The 18,979-nt window shown below is 71.3% G+C and carries 14 protein-coding genes; 10 read left to right on the top strand and 4 right to left on the bottom strand.

The genetic code is table 11. The features are described 5' to 3' along the window. Positions 1-40 precede the first annotated feature (40 nt). Entirely contained in the window at positions 41-2,929 is a 2,889-nt protein-coding gene (locus IE260_RS02460) for a vitamin B12-dependent ribonucleotide reductase (RefSeq protein ID WP_189868764.1), read from the top strand. Positions 2,930-3,031: 102 nt separating this feature from the next. Here IE260_RS02460 and IE260_RS02465 read toward each other — a convergent pair whose 3' ends face one another. Continuing rightward, positions 3,032-3,565 carry a TerD family protein gene (locus IE260_RS02465; protein WP_189868765.1) on the bottom strand — a complete coding sequence of 178 codons (534 nt, stop codon included), beginning with the start codon at positions 3,563-3,565 and terminating at the stop codon, positions 3,032-3,034. A gap of 157 nt (positions 3,566-3,722) precedes the next feature. Between IE260_RS02465 and IE260_RS02470 the strand changes: the two genes are divergently transcribed. The 3 genes from IE260_RS02470 (at position 3,723) to IE260_RS02480 (ending at position 6,012) form a co-directional block, all read left to right on the top strand. Continuing rightward, entirely contained in the window at positions 3,723-4,328 is a 606-nt protein-coding gene (locus tag IE260_RS02470; protein WP_189868766.1) for a YdbC family protein, read from the top strand. Between the two features lie 106 nt (positions 4,329-4,434). Then, positions 4,435-5,094, top strand: coding sequence for a histidine phosphatase family protein (locus tag IE260_RS02475; protein ID WP_189868767.1), 660 nt, complete (start codon positions 4,435-4,437; stop codon positions 5,092-5,094). A 12-nt stretch (positions 5,095-5,106) separates the two neighbouring features. Further along, positions 5,107-6,012: an ADP-ribosylglycohydrolase family protein gene (locus IE260_RS02480; RefSeq protein WP_189868768.1), complete on the top strand. Its 906-nt coding sequence runs from the start codon at positions 5,107-5,109 to the stop codon at positions 6,010-6,012. A gap of 307 nt (positions 6,013-6,319) precedes the next feature. Here IE260_RS02480 and IE260_RS02485 read toward each other — a convergent pair whose 3' ends face one another. Next, on the bottom strand, positions 6,320-7,867 hold the full coding sequence (locus tag IE260_RS02485) for an MFS transporter (protein ID WP_189868769.1): 1,548 nt from the start codon (positions 7,865-7,867) through the stop codon (positions 6,320-6,322). A gap of 181 nt (positions 7,868-8,048) precedes the next feature. On the opposite strand from IE260_RS02485, the gene IE260_RS02490 reads away from it, so the two are divergent. From IE260_RS02490 to IE260_RS02500, 3 genes are all read left to right on the top strand, one after another. Then, positions 8,049-8,669, top strand: a complete 621-nt coding sequence (locus IE260_RS02490) for a TetR/AcrR family transcriptional regulator (RefSeq protein WP_189868770.1) — start codon at positions 8,049-8,051, stop codon at positions 8,667-8,669. Positions 8,670-8,750: 81 nt separating this feature from the next. After that, the gene (rnhB, locus tag IE260_RS02495) at positions 8,751-9,452 is read left to right on the top strand and encodes a ribonuclease HII (protein WP_189868771.1); all 702 of its coding nucleotides are present in this window, start codon (positions 8,751-8,753) and stop codon (positions 9,450-9,452) included. Between the two features lie 68 nt (positions 9,453-9,520). Further along, complete coding sequence (locus IE260_RS02500) at positions 9,521-10,153, top strand: hypothetical protein (RefSeq protein WP_189868772.1); 633 nt, start codon at positions 9,521-9,523, stop codon at positions 10,151-10,153. A 301-nt stretch (positions 10,154-10,454) separates the two neighbouring features. Here the strand turns inward: IE260_RS02500 and IE260_RS02505 are convergent, their stop codons facing one another. Together IE260_RS02505 and IE260_RS02510 are read right to left on the bottom strand one after the other, a co-directional pair. Further along, positions 10,455-11,066, bottom strand: a complete 612-nt coding sequence (locus IE260_RS02505) for a hypothetical protein (protein WP_189868773.1) — start codon at positions 11,064-11,066, stop codon at positions 10,455-10,457. Between the two features lie 316 nt (positions 11,067-11,382). Then, positions 11,383-13,548 carry a RecQ family ATP-dependent DNA helicase gene (locus IE260_RS02510; protein WP_189868774.1) on the bottom strand — a complete coding sequence of 722 codons (2,166 nt, stop codon included), beginning with the start codon at positions 13,546-13,548 and terminating at the stop codon, positions 11,383-11,385. A 286-nt stretch (positions 13,549-13,834) separates the two neighbouring features. On the opposite strand from IE260_RS02510, the gene IE260_RS02515 reads away from it, so the two are divergent. From IE260_RS02515 to IE260_RS02525, 3 genes are all read left to right on the top strand, one after another. Further along, complete coding sequence (locus IE260_RS02515) at positions 13,835-15,382, top strand: DUF4192 domain-containing protein (RefSeq protein ID WP_189868775.1); 1,548 nt, start codon at positions 13,835-13,837, stop codon at positions 15,380-15,382. A 678-nt stretch (positions 15,383-16,060) separates the two neighbouring features. Then, positions 16,061-17,980, top strand: a complete 1,920-nt coding sequence (locus IE260_RS02520) for a glycogen debranching N-terminal domain-containing protein (protein ID WP_189868776.1) — start codon at positions 16,061-16,063, stop codon at positions 17,978-17,980. A 130-nt stretch (positions 17,981-18,110) separates the two neighbouring features. Beyond that, the gene (locus IE260_RS02525; protein WP_189868777.1) at positions 18,111-18,869 is read left to right on the top strand and encodes an NUDIX hydrolase; all 759 of its coding nucleotides are present in this window, start codon (positions 18,111-18,113) and stop codon (positions 18,867-18,869) included. Positions 18,870-18,979: the final 110 nt, after the last annotated feature.

Genomic DNA, 18,979 nt, shown 5'->3' on the forward strand with positions numbered 1-18,979 from the left:
GGGGCACTTCAGGGCGTTTTCGCCCGTACAGGGAGGCGGCATGACAGAGACGGCGAGCGGTCCGGCACGGAGTTCCCGCGCGAAGGGCAGCAAGGGCGGCAAGGGACTCCGTGTCGAGCGCGTCCACACGACTCCTGGGGTCCACCCTTATGACGAGGTGGCCTGGGAGCGCCGTGACGTCGTCATGACCAACTGGCGCGACGGCTCGGTCAACTTCGAGCAGCGCGGCGTCGAGTTCCCCGACTTCTGGTCGGTGAACGCGGTCAACATCGTCACCAGCAAGTACTTCCGCGGTGCCGTCGGCACCCCGCAGCGCGAGACCAGCCTCAAGCAGCTGATCGACCGCATCGTGAAGACGTACCGGAAGGCCGGCGAGGACCACAAGTACTTCGCCTCGCCCGCCGACGCCGAGATCTTCGAGCACGAGCTGGCCTACGCCCTCCTGCACCAGATCTTCAGCTTCAACAGCCCCGTGTGGTTCAACGTGGGCACGCCCCAGCCGCAGCAGGTCTCCGCCTGCTTCATCCTGTCGGTCGACGACTCCATGGAGTCGATCCTCGACTGGTACAAGGAAGAGGGCATGATCTTCAAGGGCGGTTCCGGCGCCGGCCTGAACCTGTCCCGGATCCGTTCCTCCAAGGAACTGCTCTCCTCCGGCGGCAACGCCTCCGGCCCGGTCTCCTTCATGCGCGGCGCCGACGCCTCCGCCGGCACGATCAAGTCCGGTGGCGCCACCCGCCGCGCCGCCAAGATGGTCGTCCTCGACGTGGACCACCCGGACATCGAGGACTTCATCGAGACCAAGGTCAAGGAAGAGGAGAAGATCCGTGTCCTGCGCGACGCGGGCTTCGACATGGACCTGGGCGGCGACGACATCACGTCCGTCCAGTACCAGAACGCCAACAACTCGGTCCGCGTGAACGACGAGTTCATGAAGTCGGTCGAGCAGGGCGGCCAGTTCGGCCTGCGTGCCCGGATGACCGGCGAGGTGATCGAGGAGGTCGACGCCAAGGCGCTCTTCCGCAAGATCGCCGAGGCCGCATGGGCCTGCGCCGACCCCGGCATCCAGTACGACGACACCATCAACAACTGGCACACCTGCCCCGAGTCCGGCCGCATCACCGCGTCGAACCCGTGCAGCGAGTACATGCACCTGGACAACACGTCCTGCAACCTGGCCTCGCTGAACCTCATGAAGTTCCTGAAGGACGACGGTCAGGGCAACCAGTCCTTCGAGACCGAGCGCTTCCAGAAGGTCGTCGAGCTGGTCATCACCGCGATGGACATCTCGATCTGCTTCGCGGACTTCCCGACCCAGAAGATCGGTGAGAACACGCGCGCGTTCCGCCAGCTCGGCATCGGCTACGCCAACCTCGGCGCCCTGCTGATGGCCACCGGCCACGCGTACGACTCCGACGGCGGCCGCGCCCTCGCCGGCGCCATCACCTCCCTGATGACCGGTACGGCCTACCGCCGCTCCGCCGAGCTCGCCGCGGTCGTCGGCCCGTACGACGGCTACGCCCGCAACGCCGACGCCCACCAGCGCGTCATGAAGCAGCACTCCGACGCCAACGGCACGGCCGTCCGCATGGACGACCTGGACACGCCGGTGTGGGCCGCGGCCACCGAGGCCTGGCAGGACGTGCTGCGCCTCGGCGAGAAGAACGGCTTCCGCAACTCCCAGGCATCCGTCCTCGCCCCGACCGGCACCATCGGTCTGGCGATGTCCTGCGACACCACCGGTGTCGAGCCCGACCTGGCGCTGGTCAAGTTCAAGAAGCTGGTCGGCGGCGGCTCGATGCAGATCGTCAACGGCACCGTTCCGCAGGCCCTGCGCCGCCTGGGCTACCAGGAGGAGCAGATCGAGGCGATCGTCGCTCACATCGCCGACAACGGCAACGTGATCGACGCCCCCGGACTCAAGCACGAGCACTACGAGGTGTTCGACTGCGCCATGGGCGAGCGCGCCATCTCCCCGATGGGCCACGTCCGCATGATGGCCGCCATCCAGCCCTGGATCTCCGGCGCCATCTCCAAGACGGTCAACATGCCGGAGACGGCGACCGTCGAGGAGGTCGAGGAGATCTACTTCGAGGCATGGAAGCTGGGCGTCAAGGCGCTCGCGATCTACCGCGACAACTGCAAGGTCGGCCAGCCGCTCTCCGCCAAGAAGAAGGACTCCGCGGAGGAGAAGGCCGAGGAGCCCGCCGCCGTCGAGGCCAAGGTAGAGAAGGTCGTCGAGTACCGCCCGGTCCGCAAGCGCCTCCCGAAGGGACGTCCCGGCATCACCACCTCCTTCACCGTCGGTGGCGCCGAGGGCTACATGACCGCCAACTCCTACCCGGACGACGGTCTCGGCGAGGTCTTCCTGAAGATGTCCAAGCAGGGCTCGACCCTGGCGGGCATGATGGACGCCTTCTCGATCGCGGTCTCCGTCGGCCTCCAGTACGGCGTGCCGCTGGAGACGTACGTCTCGAAGTTCACGAACATGCGCTTCGAGCCCGCCGGCATGACGGACGACCCGGACGTGCGGATGGCGCAGTCGATCGTCGACTACATCTTCCGCCGCCTGGCGCTGGACTTCCTGCCCTTCGAGACGCGCTCCGCGCTCGGCATCCACTCCGCCGAGGAGCGCCAGCGTCACCTGGAGACGGGTTCGTACGAGCCCGCCGACGACGAGGTCGACGTCGAGGGCCTGGCCCAGTCGGCGCCGCGCGCCCAGGAGCTGAAGGCCGTCGCCACGCCGAAGGCCGAGGTCGAGGTGGCCAAGCCCGCTCCGAAGCAGGCGCACACCAGCGCCGAGCTGGTGGAGATGCAGCTGGGCATCCAGGCCGACGCCCCGCTGTGCTTCTCCTGCGGTACGAAGATGCAGCGGGCAGGCTCCTGCTACATCTGCGAGGGCTGCGGCTCGACCAGCGGCTGCAGCTGACCCGCAGCCACTGAAGTGCGCTGAAGGGCGCCGGCCTCGTGCCGGCGCCCTTTGGCGTCCCTCCGGTCCTCGCCCGGGACTTTCCCGTGCGGGCCGCGGGACTCAGGGCCGGCGCAGCACACCCATGGACCTGGTGAAGGTCGCCGGATCGCCCTCGAAGCCGTGGACGCCGGCGTGGAACGCCCACGCACCCGTCTCGTCCCGGACGAACTCCGCGACCGTCGCCGCCGTCGCCCCGGGGACACCTCCGAAGTCGTCCTCGGCCAGATCGGCGTAGCCCTCACGGATGCGCAGGCCCGGCCCGGTCACATCGGCGAAGGTGCGCTCCCCGGAGCGCTGCTGGATGGCGACACCGACCACCACGCGCGCGTACCGGGCGTCCAGCCGGTCGAGTTCCAGCGTCATGACCTCGTCGTAGCCGAAGCCCTTGCCGTCCTTGCTGTCCCGGTTGAGGTAGATCGTGCCGTCGGGGGAGCGGCTGTCGAAGTGCACCACGTAAGAGGGATCGCCGTACGGATCGCTCGCCGGATACGTTCCGGCGACGAGATCCAGATCGGCGGGTGGCTGCCCGGCCGGACTCGGATCCCACCTCAGTGCGACCTCGACCTTGCGGATCCCCTTGCTGAGGGCGTTCACAGACTTCCCCTTCCCCGGTCACCCGCCCTGCCCGTCCACGCCAACTGCCGAGCAGCGACGGCCGGTTGTCCATCCTGCCACGGGGCGGGGTCCCGTACGGGAAAGCGGTCCGCCGGAGAGTGACCGGCGCCACGCTCCGTGGCCTTACCATGGCGCGGTGCTGGTCAAGTGGATTCGCTGCACCGTGGTGGACCGCCGCGGTTTCGAGCGGGGGCAGCGGAAGTGGGCGGGGCTTCTGGGAGAGCCGGGGTTTCGCGGGCAGGGCGGTGGCTGGAGCCGGGGGCGGCCGGACGTGGCGCATGTCTTCGCGTTCTGGGAGAGCCGTGCCTTCTACGACTCCTTCATGGCCCGTTCCCACGACCGGCTCGCCTCGGCCCAGTCGGGCACCTTCAAGGACGCGCAGGTCAGACTCTTCGATCACCGTTTCGACGTGAAGACCGGCTTCGAACCGCGCTTCACGGACGCCGATCTGGTGCGGGTGGCGCTCTGTCGTGTCCACGAGGCACGGGCCGAGCACTACGTGCTGATGCAGGAGAAGGTCTGGAACCCCGCGATGGCCGGCTCGCCCGGCATGATCCGCGGGCTGTTCGGCGAGGCGCCGGGGAACGAGTACCTGGTGCTGTCGATGTGGCGATCGGCCGCCGAGCACGGCAAGTACCGCACCGAGCGGGTGGAGCGGCTCGCCCTTCGTGCCCAGACCGAGGCCGACATCGCGGCTCTCACGGGGGACATCGTGGAGCTGGAGCCCGCCTGGACCGTCTGATCTCCCCACCGGCCGGCCGGGGCCGACGTGAGGAATCCGTGTGACCTACGCCGTACGGCGCCCGTACGAGTCCTCGGTTCGGGCCCGGGCGATCTAGGGTTCTTGCATGGCACGACCACGGCGCATCGTCCTTGTCCGGCATGGCGAGTCGACGGGCAACATCGACGACACCGTGTACGAGCGGGAGCCCGACCACGCACTGGCCCTGACCGAGCGGGGCCTGCGGCAGGCGGAGGAGACGGGGAAGAGACTGCGCGAGCTGTTCGGCCGAGAGCGCGTCAGCGTCTACGTCTCCCCCTACCGCCGGACGCACGAGACGCTGCGCGCCTTCCGTCTCGAGCCCGAGCTGATACGCATCCGGGAGGAACCCCGGCTGCGTGAGCAGGACTGGGGAAACTGGCAGGACTGCGACGACGTACGCCTGCAGAAGGCCTACCGCGACGCCTACGGTCACTTCTTCTACCGCTTCGCCCAGGGCGAGTCCGGCGCCGACGTCTACGACCGGGTCGGCGGCTTCCTGGAGAGCCTGTTCCGCAGTTTCGAGGCCCCGGACCATCCGCCGAACGTCCTCCTGGTGACCCACGGTCTGGCCATGCGGCTGTTCTGCATGCGGTGGTTCCACTGGACGGTCGCGGAGTTCGAGTCGCTGTCGAACCCGGGGAACGGGGAGATGCGGATGCTCGTTCTGGGTGAGGACGGCAAGTACACCCTTGACCGGCCCTTCGCGCGTTGGCGAGATCCGGAACCGTACGGGATCACCGGCTAGAGTGGCAGGGCGATGACCGCTCATTCACCTACCGACGGGCGCCTGGACCGCGCCATGGCCAGCCTGCGCGGACTCTCGGTCGGCGACGCGCTGGGCTCACAGTTCTTCGTGCCGGCGAACTACCCACTGCTGAAGCGCCGCGAGCTGCCCCCCGGATCGTGGCAGTGGACGGACGACACGGAGATGGCCTGCTCCGTGGTGGCCGTGCTGGCCGCCCACCACCGCATCGACCAGGACGCGCTGGCGCATTCCTTCGCCGAGCACCACGACTTCGACCGGGGCTACGGTCCCGCGGTCAACAGGCTGCTGCGACTGGTCCGCGAAGGCGGCGACTGGCGTGAGCTCGCCGCCCAGCTGTTCAACGGCCAGGGTTCCTGGGGCAACGGTGCCGCGATGCGCATCGCGCCCCTGGGTGCCTGGTACGCGGACGACCCCGAGCAGGCGACGCACCAGGCCGAGATCTCGGCCTACCCCACGCACCAGCACCGGGAGGCGGTGGTCGGCGCCATGGCCGTCGCCGCGGCTGCCGCCCTGGCCGCGGCGCCCGACGGTCCGCCCGCCCCGGAGGCGCTTCTCGACGGGGTGATCGGGCTGGTACCGAAAAGTGCCGTCGGCGCCGGTCTGCGACGGGCCCGGGACATGCTCGACTACGGCGACGCGGTCACGGTCGCGGCCGTACTGGGCTGTGGCAGGCGTACGACCGCCCACGACACGGTCCCCTTCGCCCTCTGGTCCGCCGCGCGGGCCCTCGGTGACTACGAGCAAGCCTTCTGGACGACCGCCCAGGTCGGCGGGGACGTGGACACGACCTGCGCCATCGTGGGCGGGGTCATCGCCTCGGGCAAGGCGGGGGCGCCGCCGGCCGAGTGGGTGGGGCGGACCGAGGCCTTGCCCGGCTGGATGTCTGCGGCCGTCTGATCCCTGTTCGAGACTCTCCGTGCCCAGTGGGAACTCTGTGTGACCGTCGGCTCGTTGTCGTGGCATCCGCTGTGCGAGGTGTGAGGCCGCGCGCGGAGTACGGGAGCGTCACGAGGAGGTGGCCATGGGCGTTCCGCTGGTTCTGGTCGTCCTGCTGGTCGGCGCGCTGATCGTCTGCGCTGTCGTCCCGCGCTCACGTCCTCGCGGCAGCGGGCCGGCGCGCGCGGTCGCGGGTCGGTGGGGGAGACGCCGACGGGGCGCCGTGACGCCCGTCGGCGAGCCCGGACCGACCCGCGGTGCGGCCTACTCAGCCCATGCCGGGTCCGGCCGAGCCGGAGAGGGCTTCCAGGTCGCTCTTGCGGACCCGGATCACCAGCCAGGCGGTGGCGAGTGCCAGGACGGCCATCGCGGCAGCCGGGATGAAGGCCGCCGAGATCCCCTGCGCCAGGACCTCGTGCCCCCAGGGCGCGGGCAGTTGGTGCGTCCTGGCGAACTCCGCCTGCTGCTCCGGCGAGCTGTTGGCGAGGAAGTCCGGCAGCTGCTTCTCCGCCTCGTCCCTGCTCGCCGTGCCGAAGACGGTCGTCAGGATGGCCAGGCCGATCGATCCGCCCACCTGCTGTGTGGCGTTGAGCAGTCCGGACGCGGCACCCGCCTCGTGCTGGGCGACCCCGGAGACCGCGGTGAGCGTCAGGGTCACGAAGTTCAGTCCCATGCCGAAGCCGAAGATCAGCATCGGTCCGAGCACGCCGCCGACGTAGGAGCTGTCGGAGCTGATGAGGGCCTGCCAGGCCAGTCCCACCGCCGCGAGCGCGGAGCCCACGAGCATGAACGGCTTGGGGCCGAACACGGGCAGGAACCGTTGCGACAGACCGGCGCCGAGCGCGATGACCACCGTGACCGGCAGGAAGGCGAGGCCGGCCTCGATCGGGCTGTAGCCCAGCACGTTCTGGACGAACAGCACGATGTAGAAGAACATGCCGAACATCGCCGCGGCCAGGCTCAGCATGATCACGTACGTGCCGGAGCGGTTGCGGTCCGCGAACATCCTCAGCGGGGTGATCGGTTCCTTGGCCCGCGACTCGATGAACGTGAAGGCCAGCAGCAGGACCACTGCGGCGCCGAAGGACCCGATGGTCAGGTTGTCCCGCCAGCCCTCGTCCGCGGCGCGGATGAAGCCGTAGACGAGGGATGCCATACCCGCCGTCGAGGTCACCGCCCCGGCGATGTCGAAGCGACCGGAGTGCCGCTCGGACTCGCTGATGTAGAGCGGCGTGAGCACAGCGATCAGCACGCCGATCGGCACGTTGACGAAGAGCACCCATCGCCAGTCGAGCCACTCGGTGAGCATGCCGCCTGCGAGCAGACCGATGGCGCCACCGCCTGCGGAGACGGCCGCGAAGACCCCGAAGGCCCGGTTCCGCTCCGGCCCCTCGGGAAACGTGGTGGTGATCAGCGCGAGCGATGTGGGCGACGCGATCGCGCCGCCCACGCCCTGAAGGACGCGTGCGGCCAGCAGCTGCCAGGGTTCCTGTGCGAATCCGCCGAGCAGCGAGGCGAGGGTGAACAGCAGGATGCCGGTCATGAAGACCCGGCGCCGGCCGAGGATGTCACCGGCTCGGCCGCCGAGCAGCAGCAGGCCGCCGAAGGTGAGCGTGTAGGCGCTGACGACCCACGTGAGGTCGGTGGTGCTGAACTTGAGTGCGTCTTGAATGTGCGGGAGAGCGATGTTCACAATCGTCGCGTCGAGTACCACCATGAGTTGGCAGGCTGCGATGACCGTGAGCGCTATGCCGGGATGCCCGTCCCGGCGGGCCGCACCTGGTTTCTGGTCTTTGAGCAACGGAGAGGTTGTCACTATGGGTCCCCCAGAAATGGCTTAGTGAACGCTCGCGTTCACTGTCGCGTCAACGGTAGTGACTCCCCGACAGTGAACGCAAGCGTTCACTTGTGCCGTCGTCGCGTGCCCGTCCCCCGTTGTGGCCGCGCGGCGCGTCTTCCCCGGAATCCCCGCTCTTCTGTTCCCTGGAGACATCCGAATGGCTACTTCCAACTGGGCGGCCGCCTCCGCCCAGACGGGCTCGCGCCGGCGTGGTGCGGTGCTCGAGCGCGCGATCCTCGATGCCGCGCTGGAGCAACTCGGCACCGTCGGCTGGAACGGCCTGACGATGGAGGGGGTGGCCGCCGGCGCGCAGACGGGCAAGGCGGCGGTCTACCGTCGCTGGCCGTCCAAGGAGGACCTCGTCGCGGACGCGCTGCGGTCCGGCCTGCCGCGCTTCGACACGGTGCCCGACCTCGGGAGCGTGCGCGAGGACCTTCTCGCGCTGTGCCGACGGGCGCGCGACGCCATGTTCTCCCGCCCTGGTTTCGCCTTGCGATCGGTCATTCACGAATGCGACGACATGCAGGCGGAGCGCTTCCATGCCGTGATCTTCGACGGGGTCGTCGAGCCGACCATCAGGATGCTCCGTGAGGTCATCACCCGCGGAATCGAGCGGGGAGAGGTGCGCAGCGACGCAGCGAACGGCTATGTCTTCGACGTCGTCCCGGCGATGATGATGTATCGCTCGAAGATGTGCGGAAGCGAATGGACTGACCCGGAGCTCGAGGAGATGATCGACCGGCTGATGGTTCCGTTGCTGCGGCCCGACCACGGCTGACCCTGCGACGCAGGAAGCCTCGGCGCTGGTCGGGGACCGGGGTGTCGCAAGAGGATCAGGGCGGCGTACGCTAAGGGCGCCATGCCGTACGAACCACCCACTCACACCGTCGAGCGCTCTCTTCGCGCCACGACCGGAGCGAAGATCATTGCCGGTGTCGACGAGGTGGGGCGAGGCGCCTGGGCCGGCCCGGTCACCGTCTGCGCGGCGATCACCGGACTGCGCCGGCCGCCGGCGGGCCTCACCGACTCCAAGCTGCTCACCGTCAAGCGACGCACCGAGCTCGCCGCGGAACTGCAGCAGTGGGTGACGTCGTACGCCCTCGGGCACGCCTCGCCGGAGGAGATCGACGATCTGGGGATGACCGCAGCGCTGCGACTGGCGGCGGTGCGTGCTCTGGAGACTCTGCCGGTCCGCCCCGATGCCGTCATTCTCGACGGCAAGCACGACTACCTCGGGGCGCCGTGGAAGGTCCGCACGGTGATCAAGGGCGACCGGTCGTGCGTGGCGGTCGCTGCCGCCTCGGTGCTCGCCAAGGTTCAGCGCGACAAAATGATGGCCGAACTGGGTATCGACCATGCAGACTTCGGTTTTGCAGACAACGCCGGGTATCCGTCGCCCGTGCACAAGGCCGCACTGGAGGTTCGGGGCCCCACCCCGTACCACCGGCTGTCGTGGGCGTATCTTGATGCGCTGCCCCAGTGGCGGCACCTCAAGAAGGCCCGCAGCTGGGCGGAGGGAAGCGTTCCGGAAATCGAGGGTCAGCTCGGCTTCGATTTCTGACGGTTCCGTTCGCGCACATGTGCCACCCGCCGACGCGAGCCGCACCAATGTTTGATAAATATCAGCTCATGCCTCTCATTCCCGAGGAGCCTCAGATTCACGAGAGTGCCCAGGGTCCCCGCGCCACGCCGGCCAGCGGCCGCACCGCGCCGACCCCTCGCCCCGTACCCGGCCCCCGTCCCGCGGCTCCGCCGCGCCCCGGTCGTCCCGGCCCGTCCCGGCCGGCGCCGCCGGTGCAACGTACGTCGCGTGACGCTGCCCCGGCCGAACCCGGACCGTCGGGTCCGGCCGCTCCTGCCGCTGCTGCGGGCACCCCGCAGATCCAGCTGATCCCGGCCTCCCCCGAAGGCGCGCTCGATGCCGCCGAGGAAGCCGTGGACCTGCTGCTGGACTCGGGGCGCGCCCCGGGCGACGTGCTGGTGATCACCACCGGTGACCCGCATCCGTGGGCCACGCACGAGCTGTCCTTCGGCGATGCCGCCTACTGGGCGCAGCACGACGCGGGTGACGACGTCTTCTACGCGGACGCCGCCGTCGCGGAGCGCGCCGCCTCGCGGTCCGTGGTCGTGGTCGCGCTCAACGGTGGTTCCGAAGACGCTGCCGTCACTGCCTTGTCCCTGGCTCACTCCCGGGCCGGCGCCCTGCTGATCGTCTGCGGCGACCCGCAGCGGATCAACTCGGTGCTGGGCGCGGGCGTCTGAGCAGGCTCCGTCGCGCCCGGCGAACGCCGGGGTGACGTGGGGGCGCCGTGTCGGCATCCGCACGGTGACGGCTGTGACGTGCCCCGGCAGCCGCAGTGCTCCGGGGCAGGAAGCCCCGTCCCCTTGGTGCCGGGCCGTCGCATGACGTCGTCGGGCGGTAGCCGTTGCGCGTCCGATGGCCTCGGCGGCGTCTGGGGGCTCTTCCTGTGCGCCGTACGACAGATACGTGCTGCGGAGCCGGTGCGGAGCGCGCTGTCGAGGGTGGAGGGGACGCGAGGCCGGGTACTGGGCCCGTGGTCGCTCAGCGGGCCGCCGCGCGGCGCAGGACGTCCGAGGCGACGCCACCCGTGCGTGGCGGTGGAGGCGGTGCCTCCGACATGGCGAACGGTTCCGGTGCCGACACCGTGTTGGGCCGGCGCCCGCCTCGGCCCTCGCCGAGGACCTGCCAGCCGTCACGGGTCAGCGTGATGTAGGCCCCGCAGCGCAGCCCGTGGAGGGTGCACGCGTCGCGCAGCCCCCACATCCACGCGCCGTCCTCCTCCGTCCAACGCGCGTCGCCCTCCCGGCAGTAGACCAGCACGGCGGTGCGCACGGGAGTGCGGCGCCGCAGGTCGTGCGGGATGACCCGGCGGAGTTGGGCGAGCAGCACGTTGCGGAACATCCACCCGTCGGCCGGGGCGGGCCGACTGGTGAACGAGGCGCTCGCGCGCAGCCGTTCATCAGGATCGAGCACGGCCACGATCGCCGTCGCGGGCTTGGGGTCGTGCCGGGAGTGCAGTCCGCTGACGACCTCGCGGGGATTGCGCAGCAGCGGGATCCCGGCGGCGGCCCATTCCGCGGGTTCGAGCAAGCGAGTGGCGGAAGCGGCGGACGACAACGATGCCGCCGAGGACGGAGCGAATCCGAAGGTCACGTTCCTCCCTTCGGCTACGCGCCCATACTGCGGGCGGGGTCGGATTCGGGGAGCGCGCACCGCAGTGAAGCCCTGCCGGATCACGGACGAGCCGTGCGGGGAGCGGACCTCAATTCTTCCTGTCGAACTTGGATGCGGCAACGAGCAATTGGGACCGACGACCGTTATCAGCCGATGCGCGTTCTATATCCCTACCCAGGGCTTCGCCGAGTGAAGCCCCGGGGTTGCGCCCGGCAGGCGCGTTCACCGCGCGGGGCACTCCAGCGAGGCGCCGAGGGTGAGTGCTTCACCCGGGGACGTGAGCCGCCGGGCGGGATCAGCCCTGTACGGCCAGGACCAGGGGCAACACTCCCTGGGCGCCCGCGCGGCGGAGCATGCGGGCAGCAACCGCGAGAGTCCAGCCGGTTTCGGTGTAGTCGTCCACGAGAAGCACCGGACCCTTCAGACCGGCGAGCTCGGCGGCGAGGGCGGGCGGCACCACGAGTGTGCCGTCGAGTGCCTTGAGGCGCTGGGCGCTGTTGCTGCGGGACACCCGGGCGGCCTCGCCCGAGTAATCGATCGAACCGAGCAGGGGAAGCCGCCCGACCTCTGCGATGCGCGCACCGAGCGTGTGGATCAGCTGTGGCCGGGTGCGCGAGGCCACGGTCACCACGCCGACGGGACGCGGAGGGGCGTCCGGCGCGCCCGTGGCCCAGCCGTCGGGGCCCTTCGCCCAGTCGGCCAGCACGGTGACGACGGCCTTCGCCACATCGTCCGGCACCGGGCCGTCCGGAGCCTGGGCAGCCAGCATCGGCCGCAGCCGGTTGCCCCAGCCGATGTCCGACAGCCGGCCCAGGGCCCGGCCCGACGCGGCCTGTTCCCCGGCCGGAATGCGCCCCTTGAGTTCGACGCCGATCGCCGGAAGCCCGGTGGGCCACATGCGGCGCGGCTCCACCTCGACGCCCGCCCTGCCCAGATCGACCCGCGCGGCGTCGAGCGCGGCGGTGGAGGTGTCCGCGGTGAAGCGCGCGCCCGCGCAGTTGTCGCAGTGACCGCAGGGCTTGGCGCCTTCGTCGTCCAGCTGACGCTGCAGGAACTCCATCCGGCACGTCGTGGCCGACGCGTAGTCGCGCATCGCCTGTTGCTCGGTCTTCCGCTGCCGCGCCACCCAGGCGTACCGCTCCGCGTCGTAGGTCCACGGCTGCCCGGTCGCGATCCAGCCGCCCTTGACCCGTTTCACCGCTCCGTCCACGTCGAGGACCTTGAGCATGGTCTCCAGGCGGGAGCGCCGCAGCTCCACCAGGGGCTCCAGGGCCGGCAGGGACAGGGGCTTCTCCGCGCGCGCGAGAATGTCCAGGGTGCGGCGCACCAGGTCTTCCGCCGGGAAGGCCAGAGAGGCGAAGTACTCCCAGATGGCCTCGTCCTCCTTCCCCGGCAGCAGGAGCACCTCGGCGTGCTCGACACCGCGTCCCGCGCGACCGACCTGCTGGTAGTACGCGATGGGTGAGGACGGCGAGCCCAGGTGCACCACGAATCCCAGGTCGGGCTTGTCGAAGCCCATGCCCAGGGCCGAGGTGGCGACCAGTGCCTTGACCCGGTTGGCGAGCAGATCCTCCTCGGCCTGCTGCCGGTCGGCGTTCTCCGTCTTGCCGGTGTAGGAGGCGACGGTGTGACCGCGCTGCCTCAAGAAGGCCGTGACCTCCTCGGCCGCGGCCACGGTGAGGGTGTAGACGATCCCGGAACCCGGCAGCTCTTCCAGGTGGTCGGCGAGCCAGGCCATCCGGTGAGCGGCGTCGGGCAGTCGCAGCACCCCCAGGCTCAGGCTGTCCCTGTCCAGCGGGCCGCGCAGGACCAGCGCGTCCGATGTGCCCCCGGTGCCGAGCTGCTCCGCGATGTCGGCGGTCACGCGCGCGTTGGCGGTGGCGGTCGTCGCCAGTACCGGCACTCCGGGCGGGAGGTCGGTGAGCATCGTGCGCAGCCGCCGGTAGTCCGGACGGAAGTCGTGACCCCAGTCCGAAATGCAGTGTGCCTCGTCCACCACGAGCAGGCCGGTCGCGGCGGCGAGCTTGGGCAGCACCTGATCACGGAAGTCCGGGTTGTTGAGCCGCTCGGGGCTCACCAGGAGGACGTCGACCTCGCCGGTGGCGATCTCGCCCTGGATGGCGTCCCAGTCCTCGGTGTTGGAGGAGTTGATGGTCCGCGCGTGAATGCCGGCCCGGGCCGCGGCATCCACCTGGTTGCGCATCAGCGCGAGCAACGGGGAGACGATGACGGTGGGGCCGCTGCCCCTGGCGCGCAGCAACGCGGTCGCCACGAAGTAGACCGCGGACTTGCCCCATCCCGTGCGCTGGACGACCAGGGCGCGGCGCCGGTCGGCGACCAGCGCCTGGATCGCCCGCCACTGGTCGTCGCGCAGCCGGGCGGTGCCGGATGCGTCCCCGACGAGACGGGCGAGTACCGCATCGGCGGCTGTCCGGAGATCCGTGTTGCTCGTGTGCTCCATGCCCTCCATAGAACAGGACGGGACTGACAGCCGGGCGGGACGGGGCCGCAAGCCGCCGGGTGGACGGGCCCGAAGCCGTGGAGGGCGGATCGGTGGGTGGGGCGTCTGCCGGGAGGTTTGGCAGCCTCTGCCAGGAGGAACGGGCTGTCGCCCGGGAGGCGCGGCATGGGCGACCGGGGTGGCGGCGCGGGCACGGTGGGCGGGAGGCGGCGGGCAGTGACGCGTTCATGCTCGGACTTATCCACAGGGCAAAGCGGAACCTTAAAATCCGCGAGATCGTCGGGCCATGACGAACCACAGCGAAACGACTGGATCCTCCGAGAACGGCGACATCACCGGGCGCGCCAGGCCGACGCGGGCCGCCCGGACCTCGTACGACGATCGTGGCGACGAGCACCAGGTCACTCTGCGCACCCCGGCCGAACTGGCCGATGCCCTGCCCTACCTGCTCGGCCACCGCCCCGAGGACAGCATCGTCCTGGTCGCCCTGCACGACCGGGACGGACGGGGCCGTTTCGGCGGCCGGGCCCGTCTCGGCATTCCCACGCACACGGAGGACTGGGCAGGCGCGGCCCGCCAATTGGTCCACGGTCTGGTGTCCGGCAGCGAGCGCCGGGGCGCCCGGCCCGAGCGGATGGTCGCCTACGTCTGCCAGGAGCCGTCGCCGGGCGAGTCCGGCCGGCAGGTGATGGAGCGACTGAGGCCGCTGGCGCAGAAACTGCGCATCGAGTGCGGTGCCCGCGACGTACCGGTGGTCGAGGCCTTGTGCATCTCGGACGGCCGCTTCTGGTCGTACTGCTGTGACGACGACGCCTGCTGCCCGGCCGAGGGAGTCCCGATGGCGCTGCCGGGCACGTCCGTGCTGGCCGCCGCGGCCACCTACGCCGGCATCCAGGTGCGCGGCTCGCTGCGGGAGCTGAGGGCCAGGCTGCTTCCCTGGGAGAACTCGGCCGCCCTCGAACAAGAGGTCGCGCTCGACGCGGCCGGCATGACGCTGGTCTCCAGGATCCTGGACGAGGGCAGCCGCGCGGAGGTGGCCGAGGAGACGCTGGACCTGGCGAAACTGATCATGGATCGCTTCGCGGACGCCCCGCCCGTGTCCGGTTCGATCATGGCCGATCTGCGAGACGACCAACTGCTGGGACACGACGAGGCCGCGCGGCTGATCCTGGGCCTGCAGGACCGCACGACCCGCGACCGCGCGGCCGAGTGGATGGAGGGCACCGAGGCAGGCTCCGCCCTTCGTCTCTGGCGGGCCCTGGCCCGACGCTGCGTCGGACCGTACAGCGAACACGCGGCCGCCCCCCTCACGCTCGCGGGGTGGGTCGCCTGGTCCACAGGGGACGAACTGGAGGCCCGCGAGGCACTGGCCATGGCCCTGGGCGCCGACCCCGACTATCTCTTCGCCCGCCTCCTGCACCAGGCGTGCAACGAGGGCCTCGATCCGGAATCGATCCGACGCTGCCTGCGGGCGGAGCGAGGGGGACGCGGACGCACGGACGCCGCTGTACCGGACGGTGGTGAGGTCGCCGACGGGCCGGCGGACCGCCGGCAGTCCGAGCCCACGCCCGCTGCGGCGGCCACCCCCGGCCGTCGGCGGCGCCTTCGCTCCACCGTGTCCGGGGACGGAGTCCGTCGCCGTGTGCGGACCCCAGGCCGTGAGCCGGGCGCCAAGGTCGTTCGTCCCCGCACCCCGGGCGGCGGCCAGCGCCCCGGGGACACGTCGACGAGCCGTGTGCGTCCGCGAGCCTCCGGAGGGGGAGCGGTGGGCCGTCGGGGCTCAGGTCCGGAAGACGCGCGTGCGGGAGAACACGGAACCGGGGCAGCGGGCTGACCGATCCGGCACGGCGCTCGGCACCGCCGGGTCGCCGGCGATCACCGGACCAGGGGAAGTCGTCCACGGGCGTCGGACGTCGAGCTGGGCCTGGCGGGCCCCGGTCCGTGCGCCCAGCCGCGAGGGCGACATGAGGAGCAGAGGCGCCGCCACCTTCGGGACCGGGCGTCCTCGGCCCGTGCCCCTTTCTCGGCTGCCGACGTCTCCTGGGGCCATGAGGCCGCCGGGGCGTGACCCGGAGGACGCCCGCTGCGTTCACCTGAGTGGCGTAACGCCGGGACCGGCCGATATGCCCCGCATCCGTTCCACCGAACCCTCACACGGCGCCGTAGAAGCCCGAGGCACACCGAGCGTAGAGGAAGCCCTCCCATGCATCAGCGGACTTCGCCCTCCGCCGTCACGGACATCGGTTCAGCCGCAGACCGGGGCGGGCGTTCTCCCTTCAAGCCCGGCAGCGGTCCCGCCCGGCCGCTCGGACCGGTCGGCCCGAACCGGAGTCCCGGCCGGCCGGCGGCGCACGTCCGCGGTCCCGGCTCGGGGCAACCCTTCGGCTCACCGGCGGGGCAGAAGCAGTCCCCTTCGTCTCCGTGGCCGCAGTCGGGGCCGGCCGCCCCGCACAGCGGTGCCCCACTTCCGTCCCCGCTCCGGTCCGCCGGCCTGCCGCCCGCGCACACCGCCATGATCTGTGTCGCCCTTCCCCACTTCGCCATCTCGGCGGAACACGGCCAACTGACCGGTCAGGGACTCGAAGGGTTCTACCGCGCGGGCCGACGCCTGCTCTCCCGGTGCCACCTCCGCGTGGCCGGGCGTGAACCGCTCCCTTCGCAGGCCCGCACGACCGGCGCCGACCAGGCCCGTTTCGTGGGCACGCTCCGGACGTCGACCGCGTCGGGACCGGACCCGGACGTCGTGATCGAACGAACCCGCCACGCCGACGGCACGGAGCGGATCACGCTGCACAGCTGGGCATCCCGCCCGCTGCGGCTGCCGGTCGAGGTGGCCCTCGGCACGGACCTCGCCGACCTGGGGGCGATCGCCTCGGGCACAGCGGGGCCCGAGCTGCCCGCCGACGTCCACGCCTCCGGCCTGCGCTGGTCCTGCGCCGACGGCGACTCGTCGGTCACGGCCGTGCCGCCGCCCGCCGACGCGCTGGCCTCGGCCGGACTGCTGCGGTGGGAATTCGTGCTGCCCCCGGGCACGAGCACCAGCCTCGAACTGCGGGTGCGTTCGGAGGGCGCCGGTCCGGTCCGGCCCGTGGGTCGCGGCGCGACCAGCCCGCTGGCCCTGGCGCAAGCGGCCGGCGACTCTCCCGAAGCCACCGCGCTGCTACGGACGAGCATCGAGGATCTCAGGGCCCTGCTGCTGCGCGACCCCGCCCATCCCGCCGACACCCATCTGGCCGCCGGCGCCCCCTGGCGGTGCGGCCTCGCCCCCGCGGAAGCACTCGTCGCCGCCCGGATGGCGCTCCCCCTCGGCACCCGGCTCGCCGCGGGCACCCTGCGCTCCCTCGCCCGCACCCAAGGCCTCGGCACAGGACCGGGGTGCGGCATGATCCCCGGGCCGAGACGTGACGCCGGCCCGCACCTGCCACCGGGCTGCACCGGGACCGAGGCGACCCTGCTCTTTCCCGTGCTCCTCGCGGAGGCCCGCCGCTGGGGGCTCGCCGATCAGGCGACGGAAGAGTTGCTGCCGGCGGCCGAGCGCTGTCTGAGCTGGCTGCGGACCACCGTGGGAGACGGCACGTACCTGCACGAGCCGCATCCCGAAGGTCCCGCCCGCTGCGAGACCCAGGCCCATGCCCACCGCGCCGCCCTGCTCGGTGCCGATCTGCTCGACGCCTGCGGCAGGCCGGGCGGCCCCGGACTGCGGGAGTGGGCCCGCCACCTGCGGACGGAGTTCCGGCGCGACTTCTGGGTCGACGGCCCTGGCGGCGGCCGGCCCGCGGCGGCCCGCACCCCGGACGGGCGCCTGGTTCCGCACCTGGGCGCGGCCGCCGCCCACCTCCTCGACACGGGGCTGCTCGGGGGCGGCACGCAGGCGCCGGGTCTGCTCGACGCGGTGCGGACCGGCCATCTCGCCCGACTGCTGGGCAGCCCGGCCATGGATTCGGGCTGGGGACTGCGGGGGCTCGCCGTGAAGGAGGCGGGGTACAACCCCTTCGGCCATCGCGCGGGCGCCGTACGGGTCCAGGAGACGGCGGTCGCCGTCGCGGGACTGGCCGCCGCCGGGTACGAGAGGGAGGCCGGCTCGCTCCTGAGAGGCGTGCTGGCCGCGGCCGACGCCTTCGGCCACCGCTTGCCCGAGATGTACGCGGGGGAGCGGCGCACCGACGGAAGCACCCCTCTGCCCCACCCGGCGGCCTGCCGTCCCGCGGCCACGGCGGCTGCAGCCGGTGTCCTGCTGCTGACCACGCTCGCCGGCATCCGCCCCGACGCCCCGGCCGGGACGGTCACCCTGCACCCCCTGCGCAGTGCCCCCTTGGGCGAGATCGGACTGACGGGACTGCGAGTCGCCGAAGCCCCCTTCTCCGTACGGGTCAGTCGGCTCGGCATGGCCATGGTCGAAGAGGCGGCCGACGGGCTGCAGCTAGGGGTGTGACCTGGTACGACGCGGCACGGAACGACGACCGGGGGAGGCGACGAGAGGCACGCTGGACCGCGGCGGAGCAGCCGCCGATGCAGCCGACCGAGGGAGTGTTTATCGTCAGGCAGACGACTATGATCGCCGCATGCCCTACGACCCGTCAGCCTTTCCACCCTTCGCCGTCACTGTGGACCTGGTCGTGCTGACCGTGCGCCGCCACTCCCTGTGTGCGCTGGCGGTGCGCCGGGGCGAGCCGCCGTTCCAGGGGCGCTGGGCCCTGCCCGGTGGGTTCGTGCGGGCCGACGAGGACCTGGCGCAGGCGGCGGCGCGGGAGCTGGCCGAGGAGACGGGGCTCTGCGTCCACGACCCCGCCGCGCCCGCCCAGGACAACGGCGCCCACCTGGAGCAGCTCGCGACGTACGGCGACCCCGACCGGGACCCCCGGATGCGCGTGGTGAGCGTCGCCCACCTCGCCCTCGCCCCCGACCTCCCCGCACCGCGGGCGGGCGGCGACGCCAGCAACGCGCGCTGGGCACCGGTCGAGGAACTGCTGGGGCAGGTCGGTCACGGCCGCGACGGCGAGCCTTTGGCGCCGCTGGCCTTCGATCACGCGCAGATCCTGGCGGACGGGGTGGAACGGGCTCGTTCCAAGATCGAGTACTCGTCGCTGGCCACCGCGTTCTGCCCGCCCGAGTTCACCGTCGGCGAGCTGCGCCGCGTCTACGAGGCGGTGTGGAGCGTGGCACTCGACCCGCGCAACTTCCACCGCAAGGTGACGGGCACTCCCGGGTTCCTCGTCCCGACCGGCGGCACGACCACGCGCCAGGGTGGCCGCCCGGCTCAGCTCTTCCGTGCCGGAGGCGCCACGCTCCTCAATCCTCCGATGCTGCGCCCCGAGGTGTGACGCCGGGCGGGAACGAAATCCCGGGACGAATTCGGGCTGGCAGCCGACCAGGTGTAGTGCTATATGCCCGAAATGCCCTGTGATGACCGAAAAAATGGACTAGGCGCGCT

It is taken from the genome of Streptomyces viridiviolaceus, assembly GCF_014650995.1.
Taxonomy (GTDB): domain Bacteria; phylum Actinomycetota; class Actinomycetes; order Streptomycetales; family Streptomycetaceae; genus Streptomyces; species Streptomyces viridiviolaceus.